Annotated in this window: 21 protein-coding genes and 1 tRNA gene; 10 read left to right on the top strand and 12 right to left on the bottom strand. The window is 38.7% G+C overall.

Annotated features, from left to right (window positions below):
- The first annotated feature begins 188 nt into the window (after window positions 1-188).
- Window positions 189-1,424, top strand: coding sequence for an AAA family ATPase (locus FJR37_RS03165; protein ID WP_039203031.1), 1,236 nt, complete (start codon window positions 189-191; stop codon window positions 1,422-1,424).
- Entirely contained in the window at window positions 1,417-1,992 is a 576-nt protein-coding gene (locus FJR37_RS03160; RefSeq protein WP_039203032.1) for a DUF4276 family protein, read from the top strand. Before FJR37_RS03165 ends, FJR37_RS03160 begins: the two co-directional genes overlap by 8 nt.
- Window positions 1,993-2,250: 258 nt before the next feature.
- Here the strand turns inward: FJR37_RS03160 and FJR37_RS26770 are convergent, their stop codons facing one another.
- Window positions 2,251-2,388, bottom strand: coding sequence for a transposase (locus tag FJR37_RS26770; protein WP_284081702.1), 138 nt, complete (start codon window positions 2,386-2,388; stop codon window positions 2,251-2,253).
- Between the two features lie 2 nt (window positions 2,389-2,390).
- Complete coding sequence (locus FJR37_RS03155) at window positions 2,391-2,720, bottom strand: transposase (protein WP_254434491.1); 330 nt, start codon at window positions 2,718-2,720, stop codon at window positions 2,391-2,393.
- A 246-nt stretch (window positions 2,721-2,966) separates the two neighbouring features.
- On the opposite strand from FJR37_RS03155, the gene FJR37_RS03150 reads away from it, so the two are divergent.
- Entirely contained in the window at window positions 2,967-3,257 is a 291-nt protein-coding gene (locus tag FJR37_RS03150; protein WP_039201450.1) for a hypothetical protein, read from the top strand.
- A gap of 88 nt (window positions 3,258-3,345) precedes the next feature.
- Here the strand turns inward: FJR37_RS03150 and FJR37_RS03145 are convergent, their stop codons facing one another.
- Together FJR37_RS03145 and FJR37_RS03140 are read right to left on the bottom strand one after the other, a co-directional pair.
- Window positions 3,346-3,750 (bottom strand): hypothetical protein, encoded by a 405-nt coding sequence (locus tag FJR37_RS03145; protein ID WP_174763378.1) that lies wholly within the window; start codon window positions 3,748-3,750, stop codon window positions 3,346-3,348.
- A 137-nt stretch (window positions 3,751-3,887) separates the two neighbouring features.
- A tRNA-Thr gene (locus tag FJR37_RS03140) sits at window positions 3,888-3,959 on the bottom strand.
- Window positions 3,960-4,188: 229 nt separating this feature from the next.
- On the opposite strand from FJR37_RS03140, the gene argF reads away from it, so the two are divergent.
- The 5 genes from argF to FJR37_RS03115 all read left to right on the top strand — a co-directional run bounded on the left by argF (window position 4,189) and on the right by FJR37_RS03115 (window position 8,439).
- Window positions 4,189-5,109, top strand: coding sequence for an ornithine carbamoyltransferase (gene argF / locus FJR37_RS03135; RefSeq protein ID WP_039201449.1), 921 nt, complete (start codon window positions 4,189-4,191; stop codon window positions 5,107-5,109).
- Between the two features lie 176 nt (window positions 5,110-5,285).
- A complete protein-coding gene (lexA, locus tag FJR37_RS03130; RefSeq protein ID WP_039201448.1) occupies window positions 5,286-5,891 on the top strand; it encodes a transcriptional repressor LexA in 606 nt (201 codons plus the stop codon).
- A gap of 278 nt (window positions 5,892-6,169) precedes the next feature.
- Window positions 6,170-7,651 (top strand): DNA phosphorothioation system restriction enzyme, encoded by a 1,482-nt coding sequence (locus tag FJR37_RS03125; protein WP_039201446.1) that lies wholly within the window; start codon window positions 6,170-6,172, stop codon window positions 7,649-7,651.
- Window positions 7,652-7,797: 146 nt separating this feature from the next.
- Complete coding sequence (locus FJR37_RS03120; RefSeq protein WP_053537797.1) at window positions 7,798-8,142, top strand: type II toxin-antitoxin system RelE/ParE family toxin; 345 nt, start codon at window positions 7,798-7,800, stop codon at window positions 8,140-8,142.
- A gap of 3 nt (window positions 8,143-8,145) precedes the next feature.
- Complete coding sequence (locus FJR37_RS03115; protein ID WP_039201443.1) at window positions 8,146-8,439, top strand: helix-turn-helix transcriptional regulator; 294 nt, start codon at window positions 8,146-8,148, stop codon at window positions 8,437-8,439.
- Window positions 8,440-9,182: 743 nt separating this feature from the next.
- On the opposite strand, the gene FJR37_RS03110 is transcribed toward FJR37_RS03115, so the two are convergent.
- The 3 genes from FJR37_RS03110 to dnaK form a co-directional block, all read right to left on the bottom strand.
- Window positions 9,183-9,923, bottom strand: a complete 741-nt coding sequence (locus FJR37_RS03110; RefSeq protein ID WP_168465276.1) for a Uma2 family endonuclease — start codon at window positions 9,921-9,923, stop codon at window positions 9,183-9,185.
- 131 nt (window positions 9,924-10,054) lie between these two features.
- Window positions 10,055-11,047, bottom strand: a complete 993-nt coding sequence (locus tag FJR37_RS03105) for a DnaJ C-terminal domain-containing protein (protein WP_039201435.1) — start codon at window positions 11,045-11,047, stop codon at window positions 10,055-10,057.
- A gap of 124 nt (window positions 11,048-11,171) precedes the next feature.
- Window positions 11,172-13,226 (bottom strand): molecular chaperone DnaK, encoded by a 2,055-nt coding sequence (gene dnaK / locus FJR37_RS03100; RefSeq protein WP_039201433.1) that lies wholly within the window; start codon window positions 13,224-13,226, stop codon window positions 11,172-11,174.
- A 255-nt stretch (window positions 13,227-13,481) separates the two neighbouring features.
- Here dnaK and FJR37_RS03095 point away from each other — a divergent pair, with 255 nt between their 5' ends.
- A complete protein-coding gene (locus FJR37_RS03095; RefSeq protein WP_039201490.1) occupies window positions 13,482-14,330 on the top strand; it encodes a M28 family peptidase in 849 nt (282 codons plus the stop codon).
- 339 nt (window positions 14,331-14,669) lie between these two features.
- Here FJR37_RS03095 and FJR37_RS03090 read toward each other — a convergent pair whose 3' ends face one another.
- A complete protein-coding gene (locus FJR37_RS03090) occupies window positions 14,670-15,551 on the bottom strand; it encodes an SMEK domain-containing protein (protein ID WP_160289964.1) in 882 nt (293 codons plus the stop codon).
- Window positions 15,552-15,931: 380 nt separating this feature from the next.
- Here FJR37_RS03090 and FJR37_RS03085 point away from each other — a divergent pair, with 380 nt between their 5' ends.
- Window positions 15,932-16,366, top strand: coding sequence for a DUF29 family protein (locus FJR37_RS03085; protein ID WP_027403751.1), 435 nt, complete (start codon window positions 15,932-15,934; stop codon window positions 16,364-16,366).
- Window positions 16,367-16,456: 90 nt separating this feature from the next.
- On the opposite strand, the gene FJR37_RS03080 is transcribed toward FJR37_RS03085, so the two are convergent.
- The 4 genes from FJR37_RS03080 to trxA all read right to left on the bottom strand — a co-directional run bounded on the left by FJR37_RS03080 (window position 16,457) and on the right by trxA (window position 18,443).
- The gene (locus FJR37_RS03080; protein WP_338422795.1) at window positions 16,457-16,657 is read right to left on the bottom strand and encodes a type II toxin-antitoxin system HicA family toxin; all 201 of its coding nucleotides are present in this window, start codon (window positions 16,655-16,657) and stop codon (window positions 16,457-16,459) included.
- A gap of 147 nt (window positions 16,658-16,804) precedes the next feature.
- Entirely contained in the window at window positions 16,805-17,011 is a 207-nt protein-coding gene (locus tag FJR37_RS03075) for a type II toxin-antitoxin system HicB family antitoxin (RefSeq protein WP_039201429.1), read from the bottom strand.
- Between the two features lie 213 nt (window positions 17,012-17,224).
- Window positions 17,225-17,920 (bottom strand): 3-oxoacyl-ACP reductase FabG, encoded by a 696-nt coding sequence (gene fabG / locus FJR37_RS03070; RefSeq protein ID WP_053537806.1) that lies wholly within the window; start codon window positions 17,918-17,920, stop codon window positions 17,225-17,227.
- Window positions 17,921-18,125: 205 nt separating this feature from the next.
- Window positions 18,126-18,443 (bottom strand): thioredoxin, encoded by a 318-nt coding sequence (trxA, locus tag FJR37_RS03065; RefSeq protein ID WP_168465275.1) that lies wholly within the window; start codon window positions 18,441-18,443, stop codon window positions 18,126-18,128.
- Between the last annotated feature and the right edge of the window lie 111 nt (window positions 18,444-18,554).

Raw genomic sequence — 18,554 nt, 5'->3', positions numbered from 1 at the left:
CCTAACCGTTAGGCAAAGTACTGTATCACGATTGTGATCTTCACCCACGAGCTAGATATCGCGCCCAAACAAAGTATAATATCTTTGTGCAAAATGGACTGATTGTGAGCCAAACTACTTTAACAACCATAGACATATTCCGCTAAAATCTAAGCAAGATCGTTTAGTATTGGAAAGGAAATTCTATTTTGTCCAACCCAGATTCCAACACAAATCAGCCTCGCCTTTTATCTTTTACCCTTGACGGTTGGTCTGTTTTAGGTAGTCGAGTCACTGTGTCTTTAGAAAATGGCGTTGCAGTATTAGTTGGTCGCAATGGGGCTGGAAAGTCAGCTATTCTTGAAGGGTTTGAAGCAATCTCATTATGCGCGATTGGCAGGTTTAATCAACTTGTATATGATAGCGAAAGTTTTCCTAAAATATTAGAAATCGAAATTTTGACTCCGACTGCTCGTAGACTTGAATACAGGTATGAGTTTATAACTCTTGCTAGTTCTGATGATGATCTGAATTTTGATGACTCCGATGACTCCATAGATGAAAAATCAGAAGTAAGTCGTTTCTCCTGGAATGACTGCTGTAGATATATTAATGAAGGGGAAGATCATCTTTGGACTACTAATAATGGGGTAACAACCTTCAATACTGAGGATGAGCCAATTATCACTGTTCTTGGGAATACAAACTCTCTTCGACAATCACTCCCAGAAACTTCAGGAATCAAGCTTCCTAACGAAATGCTTTGGGTTTATTCTGTTTTGAGAGGAGTTCGCTTACTGGGGAAAACTCCTATTAGACAAAGGACTAGACGACAACCATCACAACTAAGAGTATCAATCAAAGGTATTTATACTCGTCCTTTCAGTTTAGGTGATATTCTAGCTCGGAAAATACTACGTCTTATTGGCAAGGATGAACTATCCGAGATTGAGAGTATATGTCAGCGAGTTGGACTTGGCAGTAAAATATCTGTACAAAAGTTTATTTTAAGCAGAGACTCTGGAGAGAAAATTGAAAATGAAGATGAAGAATATATTTCTTCGGTATTACTGGATGGTGTCAATATAGGGTTATTATCTGATGGAACACTCCGAGTCTTGGCGATTCTGATGGAAATAATTGCATCATCTCCTAATACGACGACAATAATTGAAGAACCTGAGACACAAATTCATCCTGGTATGCTTGCAAAGTTACTGAATGAAATCGAGACCTACTCTTTTGGAGAAAACTTGATTCTTTCGACTCACTCACCGCAAGTCGTTTCATGGACTAGTCCAGACAAAATTATTCTAGTTCATCGAGATAATGGACGGACATTTGTTCGGAAATTAGGTGAGGATCAGATTCACAATGTTATCGAATACCTCTCTGAAGATGGTGAATTAGGCGAATGGATTTACAGTGGTATTCTCGATGAGTAATCTTAAGATCGCCTTAATTGCTGAGGATAATACAGACTGTGAAGCAATTCGTACAATTGTCCATCGTGTCCTTGGGGCAGAAGTCACAACCAAAAAATGGGCTTCTAAGGGTTGTAGTTCATTAACAAAAAAGCTAAGAGCAAAGCTGAAATTACTTTCCAGTGAAGGTTGTAATATTTTTATTGTCGTTCATGATTTGGATCGCAATCCTCAGAATGGTTCCCTCAACAATGAGCAAGCATTGCGGTCAAAATTAGAAGAATTATCTTCTGAAATTGAAAGTCTTAAAAAACATATCTGTATTCCCATTGAAGAGTTAGAAGCTTGGTTCTGGTCTGATCCAGAAGTTATAAAATATCTTGGTGGTGAAAAAGGTAAAGCACATCCTAACCCTCACGAAATTAAATCTCCTAAAGAAAAACTAATAGAATTGTCGGTTGGAGAAAATAGAAAGCCTCGTTACAGTACCAACATGAATGTTGAGTTAGCAGAGAGACTAAATCTAAATATATGTTCCAATCGCTGCGCTTCGTTTAAGAATCTCCTTAATTTCTTGCGATCGCTCTGAAAGGATTGCGATAGCGAAGCGCGACCTAGCCCGGATTTCTCACAAGCGAAAAAAATCATTCATAAAGAGTAAAACAAAGGCAGTTTATTTGATACATAAACAGCAAAGATGAAAAAAGGAAATCTCCTAAGTATATATTTGAGAAATTTAGTTAAATATCAAGAGCCATTCAGTCAATATATACTGATATAATATAAATAATTGAGTAGTAAAATTAGGCATCTGAAAACAGAGTGAAAAAAAACTTTTATCCCCACCCTAAATTAAAGTGAGAGTCGTCATCTTTATTAAACGACTGTTCTGCGGCAACCCAAATACATAATCTACTTTTATTTGTGACTCACACCATTCCATAATATCTTCTCGGGAATAGGCGCTATCTCCACGTACTAAAATCTCTACATTATTCCATTCTGCACGTATTTGTTTAATAACTCTCTGTAATTCTGATAATGGTCATTTAAGTCTTCATATCCCATGATTAAGCCATATATCCGTTGTGTTAATAAGCTTTCTATAGGATGTAGTGTTTTATTTGGCTTTCTGTAGTCTTGGAAACACTTAGCTAACCGTGATGTTATTTGCAATTTTCGGTCTATTTCCGCAATTAAACTTAAACCTGCATCTGATGTTACTTGCCCACCCTGGAAATTAACTACTATTGGTGGGAGTTTTTCTCTTTCAAACTTGAACTGTTTTGATGTACTATCTGTTGTTAATGGGGTCATACTTTATAACTGCTAAAATGCTTTCTACATATACATTTTCGCAGGTTTTGACCCCTTTTTTTTAGTTATTTGTGAGAAATCCGGGTTCACTATTCACTAATAACAACAACAAATATCCATGAAAGAAACATTTCCAGAATTACTTAGAAGGTTGGCGATTGCTCACTATCAGAGAAAGCTAAACCAAGGACTTTGTTCACTTCCAGAAAACATAAAATTCGTTCAACTACCAAAGGTTTCTTGGTCATGAATAAGTATGTAAATGAAGCTGAATTAATAAAACATAGACAAGAGTTAAAATCTCACTGTCACAAGTTAATTAATTTAATATTTCGCCATATATACGGAATAAAACTCTTGCTGGTTTCTGCTAAATGCCTTGAATCAATTGCTGACTACAAAGCTAATCGCAGTGGTAATTATGTTGAAAAGTTTCCCATGACTTTAGAGGACATACAAGAGTTAGAAGCATCGAATCAACAATTAACAATTAGGAGTTTTGAATATGGAATGGCAAAGAACAAAACAAGCGGCTGAATCTCTGAGTTTAATTTCTTGTGACCAACTAAGAAAATTTGTTCGTGAAGGATTTTTCAAAGAAGGTATAGACTATCGAGATATTAGATTAAACGGGCGAGTCAAACCGAATTATCAATTTCATATCGAAAACTGTAAGAAAAAACTTGGTTATCCATAATTTAGCGTTGTCAGTGGTATTTTCAGTAATTGCTAATTCCTTGACAAGATATTCAGACCACTCAAATTTCCCCTGGGCCAATAAACCTCCAACTTTCTTGGCTTCTGATTCAGCAAATTGTAACCCAGCAGGATTGGCGTAAATCCCCAAAGATAAAAGCTGTTGGTAAGGTGGCTTGTCTATTCCTGGTTTTGGCGGAAATGTGGCACGAAGTGAGAGGCGATAGCGAAGCGCTGCTGCAAGCAGTTCGCCCCGCTGATAAACCACTACACCGATATTGCCGGCTTTTAATCTTGCGTTAACCTCGTCTAATGTCCACTTCTTGCTGTTCATTGATCTAAAGTTGATCTATTATTCTGTCATTTTCCACTAAATTCTAAAGTGTTGCGGCACGATGGAGAAATATCAAAAGGTTAATATAACAGAGCATTGAAACGACAAAACCCCTGATTTCTCAAGGGTTTCGTTAAGGCCAGCAGTTGGATTTGAACCTACGACCTTCCGATTACAAGTCGGATGCACTACCACTGTGCTATGCTGGCGGTTTGGGTAAGAACTTTTTTAATTGCCTCACCGATTTCATATTATAGCATAGGCATATCATTTGTCTAGAGGGTAAACAAAATATTTTTCCAGTTGCCAAGAATCAGTAAAACTAGCCGCCGTGCTGTAGATTGATGCAAAAATATTTGGTACAGTGCAATTGGAGTATTCCTGGTGACACGGCTATACCAAAGCGCAGGAACATTTGTTCTTTATAGATAATCAAGCATGGCAGCATTGATAGGCAGAGATTTATTAAGTCTAGCGGATCTGAGTTCTGAGGAACTGCAAGAACTTCTGGAATTGGCTACTCAACTCAAGTCAGAAAAACTGAAGTTGCATTGTAACAAGGTTCTAGGTTTGTTATTTTCCAAAGCTTCAACACGCACTAGAGTCAGTTTTACAGTCGCAATGTACCAAATGGGGGGACAGGTAATTGATCTGCATCCTAATGTCACTCAGGTGAGTCGAGGAGAACCTATCCAGGATACTGCTAGGGTGTTAGATCGTTATTTGGATGTTTTAGCAATTCGTACCTTTGCTCAACAGGAGTTGGAAACTTTTGCCAAATATGCGAAAATTCCTGTAATTAATGCCCTCACGGATTTAGAACACCCCTGTCAGATATTGGCAGATTTACTCACCATTCAAGAAAAATTTGGCAGTTTAGCGGGTTTAACATTAACCTATGTCGGTGATGGGAATAATGTCGCTAATTCCCTGATGTTGGGTTGTGCTTTGGTGGGAATGAATGTCAGAATCGCTTTTCCGTCAGGATATGCCCCAGATGCAGAAATTGTAGAAAAAACTAGGGAAATAGCTAATAAAAAAACTGAAGTTATCTTGACTCACGATCCTGAAGCAGCAGCAAAAGGTGCATCCGTACTTTATACTGACGTTTGGGCAAGCATGGGGCAAGAAACACAAGCCAATAATCGCTTCCCTGTTTTTCAACCTTATCAAATTTCACAACAATTATTAAGTCTTGCAGATCCAGAAGCAATTGTTTTACACTGCTTACCAGCCCATCGCGGTGAAGAAATTACTGAAGAGGTAATTGAAGGTTCACAATCACGGGTTTGGGATCAGGCAGAAAATCGCCTCCACGCTCAAAAAGCTTTACTTGCAAGTATTCTTGGGGCAAAATAACAGTATTGGTAATGGGTAATGGGTAATGGGTAATGGGTAATTAGTGAAATTATTATCTGTTCCCTATTCCCTATTAGTTACTAATTACCATAAATTTTTAATAAAAGCTTGTTAAGGGAAGAATTTTGTAGTACCAATGTTCTAGGGACATTTATTATTTACTTCCCAAAAAAATTATGGAACGTCTCACAGAACCCCAAAAAGAACTATACGAATGGTTGGTAGAATATATCAGGTTGAATCAACATTCTCCATCAATTCGCCAAATGATGGAAGGGATGAATTTAAAATCTCCTGCACCCATTCAAAGTCGGTTAGAACATTTACGCAATAAGGGCTACATTGGCTGGAATGAAGGCAGGGCAAGAACTTTGCGGATAGTTCATCCTGTTAAACAAGGTGTACCAATTTTAGGAACTATTGCCGCCGGTGGTTTAATTGAACCGTTCACTGATGCGGTGGAACATTTAGATTTGGCTAATTTATCATTACCTCCTCAAAGCTATGCTTTACGGGTCGCGGGGGATAGTATGATTGAGGATTTAATAGCAGATGGTGATGTCGTATTTTTGCGTCCTGTCGCTGAACCCAATCAATTAAAAAATGGAACTATCGTCGCGGCGAGGGTGGAAGGACATGGAACAACTTTAAAACGTTTTTATCGCCATGATGATCTTGTCACCCTTAAACCTGCAAATCGTAATTATCATCCGATAGAAGTATCAGCAATGCAAGTAGAGGTACAAGGTTCTTTGGTGGGTATTTGGCGTAATTATAACTAAAGGATGTCATTTGTCAGTTTGTAGGGGTAAAATGCAATGCTCATGAGTGTCAACTTAAGCTGCAAATGGCTCATCTGTAAGCTGCCACACCCGCCCAGAAATGAATTTCCGGGCTAATAGCCAAAGTGTACTAAAGTAGACTGATAGCAAAGCGTAACGTAAGCCATAGATTCTTCAAATTATTTAGTCATCTTTAGATGACTTGAGCTATTAGCAAGGAACTTAAGTTCCTTGCGGAACTAAGGTTTTACTTTACTCCTACTAATAATTACCAATTTATGTACCTAACGCAAAATGCAGTACCGAAATTGCCTACTTTTAAGCTCAAGTTACCTTATGCGGGTGAGAAAAAAGGCAGTTATCAAATTAATAAATCATTACCGGGATGTCCAAAAATGCCTTTATCTCTGCAATTGCGGGGATATCAACGCCAAGCTGTGACTAGCTGGTTTGCTAATCATGGTAGGGGGACATTAAAAATGGCTACTGGTAGTGGTAAGACTATTACTGCATTAGCGATCGCTTGTGAATTGTATCAGCAAATTGGTTTACAAGTCTTGTTAGTGGTGTGTCCCTATCGTCATCTTGTCACCCAATGGGGCAGGGAATGTGAGAAATTCAACTTACAGCCGATTTTAGCATTTGATAATTTACGCAGTTGGCAAAGTCAACTTTCTACGCAAATCTATAATTTGTCTTCTGGTTCTCAAGATTTCGTCACGGTAATTACCACTAACTCGACTTTAATTAGTGATGGTTTTCAAACCCAACTTAAATATTTTCCCCCAAAAACATTAATTATTGGTGATGAAGCCCATAATTTAGGCGCACCAAAACTAGAGGAAAGTTTACCCCGAAAAGTGGGTTTACGTCTAGGTTTATCAGCCACACCAGAAAGATATTTTGATGATGATGGCACAGAATCTTTATTAGATTATTTTGGAAATATTCTTCAACCTGAATTTAGCTTACAGGATGCTATTTCTCAAGGTGCATTAGTTCATTATATCTATAATCCGGTGTTGGTGGAATTGACGGAAACTGAGAGTATCGCTTATTTAAAATTAACCAAAAAAATTGGGCGTTCTCTCCTTTATCGAGATCGAGATATTGGGGAAGGAGCAGATTTTGAAGATAATGAAGATATCAAATCATTATTAATGCAAAGAGCGCGATTAATTGGCACAGCAGAAAATAAATTAATCGCCTTAAAAGAATTAATGTCAACTCGTCGAGAAACTAGCCATACACTATTTTATTGTAGTGATGGTTCTCAAGAAATCGGACAACGTTATTCTCTGCGTCAACTCAAAGCAGTTTCTCAACTTTTGGGAGGAGAATTAGGTTATAAAGTCAGTACCTACACAGCAAATACTTCTTTAGAGGAAAGAGAAACTTTACGCCGGCAATTTGAAAGTGGAGAATTACAGGGTTTAGTCGCAATTCGGTGTTTAGATGAAGGTGTAGATATTCCCGCAATTCAAACCGCAGTCATTTTATCAAGTTCAGGAAATCCCCGCCAATTTATCCAACGTCGGGGACGGGTTTTACGTCCTCACCCTGGCAAAGAACGGGCAACGATTTTTGATATGATTGTTTTACCGCCAGATTTGGATAGAGAAACTATTGAAGTGGAACGAAATTTATTAAAGAAGGAATTACGGCGGTTTGTGGAATTTGCAGATTTAGCTGATAATGCTGGAGAAGCGAGGATGAAGTTATTGGCTTTGCAAAAACGATATGGGTTATTGGATATTTAATGTTATGCGGATTTATCAATAGTTATTGACTTTATGTACCAAAAAAGGTACAATATGGTGTAGCATCAAATCTAATGTATGTATTTGTTGAGTAAAGGTATACAGAATACCTAATTCTAACTTATACATTTAATTAGGTTAGATGTATGACAGATAAAAGAGTTCCGGCTGAATTTTATAGAAACGAGAATGGTACTGAACCAGTCCGTGATTGGTTAAAAAGTTTACTTAAAGAGGAAAGATTTTTGATTGGTGCTGATATCAAAACAGTTGAATTTGGTTGGCCAATTGGAATGCCAACCTGTCGGCCAATGGGTGACGGATTATTTGAAGTGAGAACAAATTTACCACAAAATCAAATTGCTCGTGTATTATTTTGTTTTTATGAAGGTAAAATGATATTGCTGCATGGCTTCATTAAGAAAAGTCAGAAAACTCCAAAAAAGCAATTGGAATTAGCCTTGAAACGTAAACACACATTGGAGGCATAAACTATGATACAGAATGCGTATATTGGTTCTTCTTTTGATGATTTTTTGGAAGAAGATGGAATGTTAGATGAAATCAATTTAATAGCTATTAAAAGAGTGATTGCTTGGCAGATTAAAGAAGCAATGGCTGAGAAAAATCTTACTAAAACAGCAATGGCTGAGAAAATGAAAACAAGTAGATCATCTGTTGATAGACTTTTAGATCCTGATAATTCTTCTATTACTTTAGAGACAATTGATAAAGCTGCTAGAGTTGTTGGTAAGAAAATCCGTTTTGAATTAGTAGATACTGTTTAAAAAATAGTGTTAGGTTAAGCAAAAAAACAACCTCCGGCTTTTTGGATCAAAACATTATTTTATGTTTATTCTTGATCTTCAGGGTATAGGACATAATCTACATCTTCTTTTTGGAATTTATTCGTAAGCAGTAAGCTGATTAATTTTTTTCTGTTAGGTCCCGGATGAATTTTGATAGAGATACGTTGTTCACTTGACATCTTTTGAGTTATCCCTGTTCTGTCAGAGTAGGGATATATAACAATAATCAATAGTTATTGAATTTGTGTACTAGAAAAGGTAAAATATAGTCACTTATTTTACATCAGGGTATTGTATGCAAACTCCATCAAATCTGTTATTTTCCAAGTTCCAACCCCAAGAATTTAATCAACTATGTCAAGAAATTTCTAATCGAAAACGGCAGGGACAATTGTTGGGGTGACGCTTTGTGTTCAGTCCTGACCTTGGGTATACTACTATTGCTGATGCCTAAACTCGTCAAAAACCGACTACCCCAACTACATTTTTCTTGTTTCTTTTTTGGTGGTTTATATCGCTCGCAAAAGCCTTTGTAGCGTTTGGCACAGTCATCTAATCTGCTGACAAACTTTTTGATATCCTACGATCCACTTTTCCCAAACTAGCCAAGTATGAATTATCAATTGACAATTGACAATTGATAGCTAACTGTGCAAAATTAATTGAATATTTTAAATGTTGGGTTTCCTTGCGTCAACCCAACCTGCACAAAGTGTGTTATTTCATAAAATGTCAGGGTCAATATTCAATTCTCTGAGTTTGGCAGCTAAACGTTCTGCACGTTGAGCCTGTTGTTCTGCAAGTTTGGTTGCTTCTTCTGTGAGTTGGGCTTGTTGTTCTGCACGTTGGGTTGCTTGTACCCCATATTCTTCTGGTGTTAGCATTAACTGTCCTTCTGGCAGAAAATAACGCAATTTACCGTCATGGACACCCAAATATAAATTTAGCTGCTGACTCCATAATAAACCTTGAGGATTAGGTTCTATGGGTTGATATGTTCCACCAAACAAGATAAAACCAGCAAATTCTAAATTTTGCGGATTAAACCAGAAATATTCAGGTGTGCGGAAAATATCTTGATAAATTTGTTTTTTTAACCCTTTATCAGTGGAAACAGTGGAGGGAGAAAGCAATTCTATAATTAAGTTAGGATATTTACCATCTTCCTCCCAGACTACCCAATTATTGCGATCGCGGTTTTCTGTATCCAGCACTAGGAAAAAATCTGGACCACGAAAATCTTTGGTTTTAATTTGCCGAGGACTGTAATAAATAGTCATGTTCCCAGCAACAAAATAGTCATTAATTTTATTTATATCTCGCCACCACCAATTGAGACATTGGATTAGTAGTAGCATTTGTTGTAGATGTAAAGATGATTCCAAAGGGGGTTCGTCACTTTCTAGATTACTTGGTGGAAATATTACATCCAAACCGGGTTCAATATTTTGGGTGACGGTCATAGCTGCAAGTTAGTGGAGGATCTATTTTCATGGTAACAGATCCAGGAATCTAAAATTCTCTACCCACTCTGCATCTGAGCCATCTGTGGAGAAATTAATTTCTTTTGTTGCTTCTGTAGTTTGTTTTATTGTTAAATTAAATCAGCACGAGGTTTAAAGGTTTCTATTTCTCGCAATTTTTCATAAAGTTCCCGTTCTTGGGGAGTAATATTTTTGGGAGTTACTATCTGAATTTCTACCAGTTGATCACCTCGTTGACCGCTTTCACTAGGGTAGCCTTTATTACCAAGACGGAATCTTTGTCCAGACCTGACACCAGGGGGAATGGTCATTTTCACTGGACCATCAAGGGTAGGCGCTTCAACTTGTCCGCCCAATGTTGCTTCACTGGGAGTTACAGGGACTTGACAGAAAATGTTAGCACCTTCTAGTTTAAACAAAGGATGAGGATCTACGGTAATTTTTAAGTATAAATCACCACCACTAATTCCTTGATTTCGTAAGCGGATGGTTTGTCCTGTCACCATAGCTGGGGGCATTGTCACTTCGAGCGATCGCCCATCCTCTAACCTTATTCTCTCATTGCCGCCTTGATAAGCTTTTTCCAATGGTAAAGTTAATCTGGCTTCGATATCCCTGCGAGTGCTACGGGGTGGAGTATTGACAGTATATGCCACTTTAGTTCTAGGAGTGCGAAAGGGGTCGCTAGTGGTGGTGCTTCCCGGACTATTTTTAGGATCTTTACGGTTGCTGACACCAATCACTTGATTGACAAAACTTTCAAAATCGTTGAATTGGCTGGGGTCTACATCCTGGCTAGAACGCCCGTTAGGACGGCTATCCCAACCTTTAGGCTTGGGAGTTTGTTTATTGCCAGCAAAGCCGTTTTGTTGCCAATAGCGGCTAAATTGGTCATATTGCGATCGCCTGCTAGAATCGGAAAGGATTTCATAAGCCTCCCCAATAGTTTTAAATTTCTCCTCAGCTTCCTTATTCCCTGGATTCAGATCAGGGTGATATTGTCTAGCTAAACGCCGATAAACCTTTTTAATTTCTTCGCTTGTGGCATCTTTAGAAACTCCTAAAATCTCGTAATAATCCCGAAAATTTTGCAAATTTTGCATATATTTAAACGTCAGTGGTCAGTGGTCAGTGGTCAGTGGTCAGTGGTGTTTCTACTTGTGACTGACCCTGCAAATCAAATATTGGGAAAGATATTAAATCCCAATTTAAAAATCTAAAATCGAATTATAACCAATCATCGTCATCATCCCAGTTATCCTGGTAGCTGGGGCGTTTGCTGCGAGTGGGACGACTTTCATAATTGGGAGAACGCCCTGGGTTGCCATAATCTCTGTTAACACCTCGGTTAGATGAATCTCGTTGACGATAGTTATCTCTGTAAACATCCCGTTCCGGTTCTCTTTCTTTTTCACCCACAAAGATTTCCCGGATAGCGCCAAATAGATCCTCATCTTCATCCTCAGCATAATACTGACGGACTTCTCTATTCAGTTCATACAGAGCATCTTGTAAATCAGCATAAGCCTGATCAATCCCGCGATCTTCATCAGCTTGTAAACTTTCTCGTAAATTTCGGCAAATATTATCAATGCGTTGACGACGGTTACGGGCAAATTGCATTCCCATTTCCAAAGCCACTTCTCGCAGTTGCCGTTCTGCTTGTAATATTAACGCTTCGGCACGGGTACGTTTTTCAACTCGTTCTTTCCGTTCTCTGTCAACATCGGCGTATTTTTGAGCATCCTGAATCATCCGGTTAACTTCTGACTCACTCAAAGTAGAAGCGCCTTGAATAGTAATGCTTTGTTCCCTGCCAGTGGTACGATCTAGTGCCGTTACCTGGAGAATCCCATTAGCATCAATATCAAAGGATACTTGAACTTGAGGAATACCTCTTGGTGCTGGGGGAATACCATAGAGTTTAAACCGTCCCAAGGACTTGTTATCTGTAGCCATGTCCCTTTCACCCTGCACTACATTAATTTCTACACTGTTTTGGTTATTTTCAGAAGTAGAAAAAATGTCAGAACGACGGACTGGGATGGTTGTATTCCGGGGGATGAGTTTTTTCATTACACCACCGATGGTTTCTAAGCCCATAGATAGGGGTGTGACATCTAAGAGGAGAACATCTTTAAGTTCACCAGCCAGAATACTGCCCTGAATAGCTGCACCCACAGCGACGACTTCATCAGGATTGACGTTTTCATTAGGTTCAATGCCAATTAAGTCTTGAACTAGCTGTTTCACCATGGGCATTCTCGTAGAACCACCAACTAATACGACTTCTTCAATATCTACAGGAGAAAGTCCGGCATCTTTTAACGCCCGTTTGACTGGTGTTCTGATTCTACTCAATAAGTCTACACATAAACCTTCAAATTGCGATCGCGTCAGGCGAGTTTCTAGGTGTTTTGGCCCGTCCTCAGTAGCTGTAATGAAGGGTAAATTAATATCGGTGACACTAACCGCCGAAAGTTCAATTTTCGCCTTTTCTGCGGCTTCCATTAACCGTTGCAAAGCTTGGCGATCGCGTCTTAAGTCTACACCCTCTGCTTCTAAAAACTGTTCCGCCAACCAATCAACTACTTTTCTATCAAAATCATTGCCACCAAGTTGAGTATCTCCACTAGTAGCTTTAACCTCAAATACGCCGTCACCTACTTCCAGCAAGGACACATCAAAAGTTCCCCCACCTAAATCAAACACGAGAATAGTTTCTGTGTAACCTCGATCTAATCCGTAAGCCAAAGATGCCGCTGTGGGTTCGTTGAGAATTCGTAACACATCTAAACCAGCAATTCTGCCCGCGTCACGGGTAGCTTGGCGTTGGGAATCATTAAAATAAGCCGGAACAGTAATGACAGCCCCGGTAACAGGTTCACCCAAATAACGACTAGCATCATCAGCTAATTTTTTCAGCACCATAGCTGAAATTTCTTCTGGAGAAAATTCCTTATTCAGCCGAGGACAGGCAACTTTAATATTGCCAACTTCATCTTTACGGATAGTGTAAGGTACGCGCTTAGAATCTGGGTTTAATTCCCCATACTTGCGCCCAATGAAGCGTTTTACCGCAAAAAAGGTATTTTGGGGATTAAGGACGGTTTGCCGTCTGGCCATTTGCCCCACAACCCTTTCCCCTTCTTTACTAAAGCCAACGACGGAGGGGGTTGTTCGCATTCCTTCTGCATTGGCAATCACCACCGGCTTGCCACCCTCCATGACGGCGACTACTGAGTTGGTTGTACCCAAGTCGATGCCAACTACCTTGCCCATGCGTTACTCGTCTCCTGTTGCGTGTTTTGTAAATTTATAATGATATAATAATACTGCTTTTAGCTTGGTGCTAAATCAGGTCAACAATCCAATAATATAATAGTCATCATTAAGCGGTATTTTAGCAACAGCGGTGCTACTTGCTAAACTAGGATAGCATTTTCAGTCAGTTGTCAGTTGTCAGTTGTCAGTGGTCAGTTGGAAAAGGAAATATTTATCTTTACTCTTCCCCATTACATATTATTTTTATCCACTTTGAATTTAAAACAGCGGTTAGAAAACCATCTTCAGGAAGTAGCGAGAGAACGCAACCCATACATGGACAGTGCGGCACATTTCTTTGTTCAAGAATACATTCGCCAGCAATTAGGACAATGGGGAAGTGTGGAAATCCACACCTTTGAAGTCAGAGGCAAAACCTGTAAAAACCTAATTTTAAATTTACCCGCTGCAACCACAAAACAAAAGGCAGATTTACCACCTATTTTAATTGGCGCTCACTATGATGGTGTATTAGGAACTGTTGGGGCTGATGATAATGCAACGGGTGTGGCGGTTTTATTAGAATTTGCCAGGAGTTTTGCCGAGAAACCCGCTAGATATCCTTTGCGGCTAGTGGCTTTTGATATGGAAGAATATGGGTTGTTGGGTAGCGCAGATTATGCAGCTTTGTTGCGCGAACAAAAGCAACCTCTTCGCTTGATGATATCTTTGGAAATGTTGGGATATCGGGATTCTACTCCTGGTTCTCAAAAATACCCATTTCCTTTAGAGTTATTTTACCCAAATCGTGGTGATTTTATAGCTTTAATTGGCAATTTAAAGACTTTGGGTGATTTAATTAGTTTAAGTAAAAGTATTCACAAAGTTGGTATACCTAGTCAATGGCTACCAGCACCAAATCGCGGTTTATTAGTTCCCCAAACTCGCTTAAGTGATCATGCACCTTTTTGGGATCAAGGTTATCCGGCAATTATGGTGACGGATACGGCGTTTATGCGAAATCCACATTATCACAAGGCTAGTGATACTATTGCTACATTGGATTTAGATTTTCTCACGGGTGTATGTGAGGGGTTGGAACAGGGAATTAGGAGATTGTAAATTAAGATTATTGTCTGAATCAGGATGTCCAGGATTTAAGGATTAACAGGATTAAAACTTCTTTTGTTAGACAATTCGGACATTTATGCCGGAAATAAGCGATTCCTACGGAGCGCTTCGCTATCGCACTCAACGGATTTAAAGCATCAGGTTGATATAGATGTTAGGTTTCACCTAGTGTGTTAATTCTGTGCCTTTTGAGGAGGTAAAAATTCATCTAAAATCTCTGGTATCTATTTCGGGTAAAACCCTATCCTACATGGACTTTGCGTTCAGATAAACACAAAATTTGCATGAACTAAAAACAGGGAAGTTTCATCAAAATTAACATACTAGATTTCACCCAACTTTGATCTCCTTATTTATGCCTTGATCTTTTGCTAACTGATTTGCAAGGTCTGCTATTTCTTGCTTACAATCATCAATATCTTGCCGTTCTCTGGAATCCAGAAAAATAAAGGTGGGACTACTGGACTGATTCTTCGCTCTATTATATATTTGGATTATTTTCGATATTGAGAATTCAATTTCCTCTAACTTTTCCCTGATATCAGGTTGATACTCCGATAGAGATTTAGCTCTTATTGACTTCCCATAAATTCTTCCAGTATGGATGACCTCCTTAATCTTTTTCAGGCCAACTACCATATCGCCATAGTCACCCTCACTCCGGGTCAAATCTCGGACAGCATTTCTATCAATTATTCCTAGCACAATTTCGAGACACATAACGTCATCAAGGGGATTCAAGAGATGCAAAGGAATCTCTCTCTGCAATATATCATTTACTTTTTGAATTGTTTCATAGTTAGAACTCTTTATTTTGTCCAGTAGATATTCGATCCCAACAATTTTAGCGAAAGGAGAAGGAGATTTAGCATTTGTTTTCTTGATGAACCCCAAGATAATGAGTTTGTCGTAAGCCATACTATGTTTCTTGTACATTTCGAGTGTATGCTTCACTTTAGGCATACTGGCATCAGTGGTTACCTGTATTGCAATACGTTGTTTTTCATCTAATAAATCAATCGCTGGATGGTTATGCTTAATTCTATTCACGTTCACGTAGTCTGCATTTTCCAGAACATTGAGTAAGTCCTTCACAACTACCTCAATTTGAAATGACAGATCACTGAAAGACTGCTTCGCAAAATTTTGAATATGAAGTTGTAAAAACGTGAGTCTTGTTATGGCATTTTTTATCTCTTGTTCTGTGGACATTTGCACTTCCTTCGTTTTGTAAACCCAACCTATAATAATCCTATCGCAGTTGCGGTAAAATTTATAGAGGTAAATCATTGCATAACCTTACTTTTTGTCAAGCCATTTGATGAATTGATCTAAAGTTAAATCTCGATCTAATTCTTAGTAATTTTACGTCTGTTAATTATCTGCTAAATTTTGCCAAAGGCGATTGCTATTCCATCCAACAATAAACATTCTCGAATGATTTGATGTGTTTTGGAGTGCGATCGCCTGATTCTTCTCTCTTCTAAAGTTTAATGTAGGCGATCCAAAGTTCAGAGTAGCGATCGCCTCTTAATGGATATAGTAACTAATGCTATAACTACTATATATCTCATTCTCACATCACTAAAGATATGGAAGAACTTTTGACATTAAGGGAATTACTACTTAAAGGTGATATGACTGGAGCTTTGGCAATTGTTGACGAATTAGAAGAAATGAGCAGAGACGATAAAATCAACAACATTCGTAGCTATGCAGTAATTCTGCTCATGCATCTAATCAAGCAAAAAGCAGAAAATCGCACTACGAAATCGTGGGAGCTATCAATTCGCAACTCTATACGCGGTATCCAAACCAAAAACCAGCGACGTAAAGCTGGCGGAACATACCTCAATACCGATGAATTAAGCCTAGCAATTTCTGAAGCTTATACAGAAGCAGTTGATCGCGCCTCCTTAGAGGTTGAAGAAGGACGCTATGAACCCCATGAGTTAGCCAAACTAGTCAACCGTCAAGAGATATGCGATCGCGCCATGATTTTAATCTCTACAAATCTAGAAATTTAAACTGGGTGTTAAGGATTCTAATGGGAGCTTAGGCGATTCAGAAGGTCAGCGTAGCGATCGCCAATACTACAAATAATACATACAATATATTTAAACATTGGCAATAAATTCTTCTACTGTTAACCCAGCAGTTCGTATCAGACCGCGTAAAGTCCCTTTTGCCACCTCATGATGATCAGGAACAGACAAAGTTACCATTTCACCTTCTTTGACCAAAATTATATGACTTGCACTTTGGCGTGCAAATCGCCAGCCCAGCTTTTCAAAGGTACGAACTAAGTAGGTGAACACAATAAAACCAAACTGTGTAAAGAAACGTAAAATCGCTGAAAACTTCTTTACTATTGCCTCTTGCCTCTTGCCTTGCTATAACGACAATTTTCAACGTCAACCTACTTACTTCTTGTCCACTCAGACCAGGTAGTTTTGATGCCATAACTATACTAAGACTTCTACTTGTTTAGTTTCAATAGTCAATGGCAAGCCAATCTCTGCCCTAACCTGCAAGCAAGCAAAAATTGCATCTTGAATATTCTCTAAAGCCTCTTCTTTTGTCGCTCCCTGACTAATGCAACCAGGAATACTAGGACATTCAATCATCCAGACACCATCTTCATCTCGATCAATCGTAACATTGAATTTCATACTAAGTTGTAGTTAAGTAATACCTGTATTTTAGCTTTTAAAATTTCGATTATCCAACTGAACTTCCACAGTTTTAGTCTTAATGAAAGATTACCGCAAATTCTCGGAAAAAGTCAATTGCGATCGCTTTAAATAATAATTATAAGTGATACCTGCTGAGTAACAAACAGATACCACTCTCATAATCGTTCTCTTTCTCAGTCGTGGTTTATTTCACAAACTACCATAAACGGGAATGACTGCGCCACGAATATCAATAGCTGCTTCTGAGGCTAAGAAGCAGATAACTTGGGCGATAGATTCGGGTTTTACCCATTTATCAGCGTTTTCTGCACCCATAGCGGCTCTATTGCTGGGAGTATCAATGATACTGGGAAGAATGGTATTAGCTGTAATATTAGTATTTTTGGTTTCATGAGCGATCGCTTTTGTTAAGGCTATTACCCCAGCTTTTGCCGCAGAATAAGCCGCTAAATTTGCCGCAGGTTCAGCACCAGCGCGAGAACCTACAGTCACAATACGCCCATAACCATTTTCCAGCATACTTTCAAGGCTATATTTACAAGTTAAAAAAGTTGTATTTAAGTTTAAGTCTATTTGCTGTTTCCAATCATCAAAGCTGTATTTGTGAGTTTTTCCCATAGAAAAACCACCAACTAAATGAATTAACACATCCACTTTTGTCATGCGGCTGACCAGTTTCTCTACTGAGGCTTCATCTTCCAAATTAGCAGGAATAAAATGAATTCTCGCAAAATCCGCCGGCGAAATAATTCCTTTGAGCCGCTCTACATCTTGAGGATTACGATAAGGAATAGTTACATCTGCACCTTGGGCGATAACTGCGGGTGTGACACCTAAACCGAGTCCCCCTGTGCCACCTGTAAGTAAAACTTGTTTGCCTTTCATTATAAAGATGCACTCCTTGGATATTCTTTATTCAAGATAGCGTGGATTTTCCAGAATCAATTTCATGATTTTGTTTCGCACAATCTCTCTTAGAGATCCCGCAGGGGTAGATACAAAGGGGCAAAGGAAGAAATACACGGAAAACCGCTGTCATAGAGACGCGGGATTTGGCATCTCTAATTGAAGACAGTAACTATTTTAAAGGTTAAAGCTTTGCTTGCAGATGTTGTACTAATTGTGGTGCTTGCACAACACCTTCAATTCTATCTACAGGCTGTCCTTGCTTAAATAGTACCAAGGTTGGTAAAGCCGCAATCCCGTATCGGCTGGCTAATTCTGTATACTTTTCCGTATCAATCTTGACAATCCGCAAACGGTTTTTCAATTGACTGTTGACTTGTTCTAAAATTGGCACCATCATTTGACAAGGACCACACCAGTCAGCATAAAAGTCTACCAATACGGGTACATCTGAACCAGATAGCATTTCTTCAAAGCTGTTGAATTCTTTTTTAATGGTCATAACACACCAGTTTTTAATTAATTGTTTGTTTTAATGTTAGTTCTTAGAATCTGTAATTTGTATATGTTTATATTTTTTATAGATCCTCTTTTTAGATCCCCGACTTCTCTC

Source organism: Aphanizomenon sp. UHCC 0183 (assembly GCF_009712065.1).
In the GTDB taxonomy this organism is placed as follows: domain Bacteria; phylum Cyanobacteriota; class Cyanobacteriia; order Cyanobacteriales; family Nostocaceae; genus Dolichospermum; species Dolichospermum heterosporum.
Note: the sequence above shows the minus strand (reverse complement) of the source record. Positions and strands in the feature narration are given on the sequence as shown.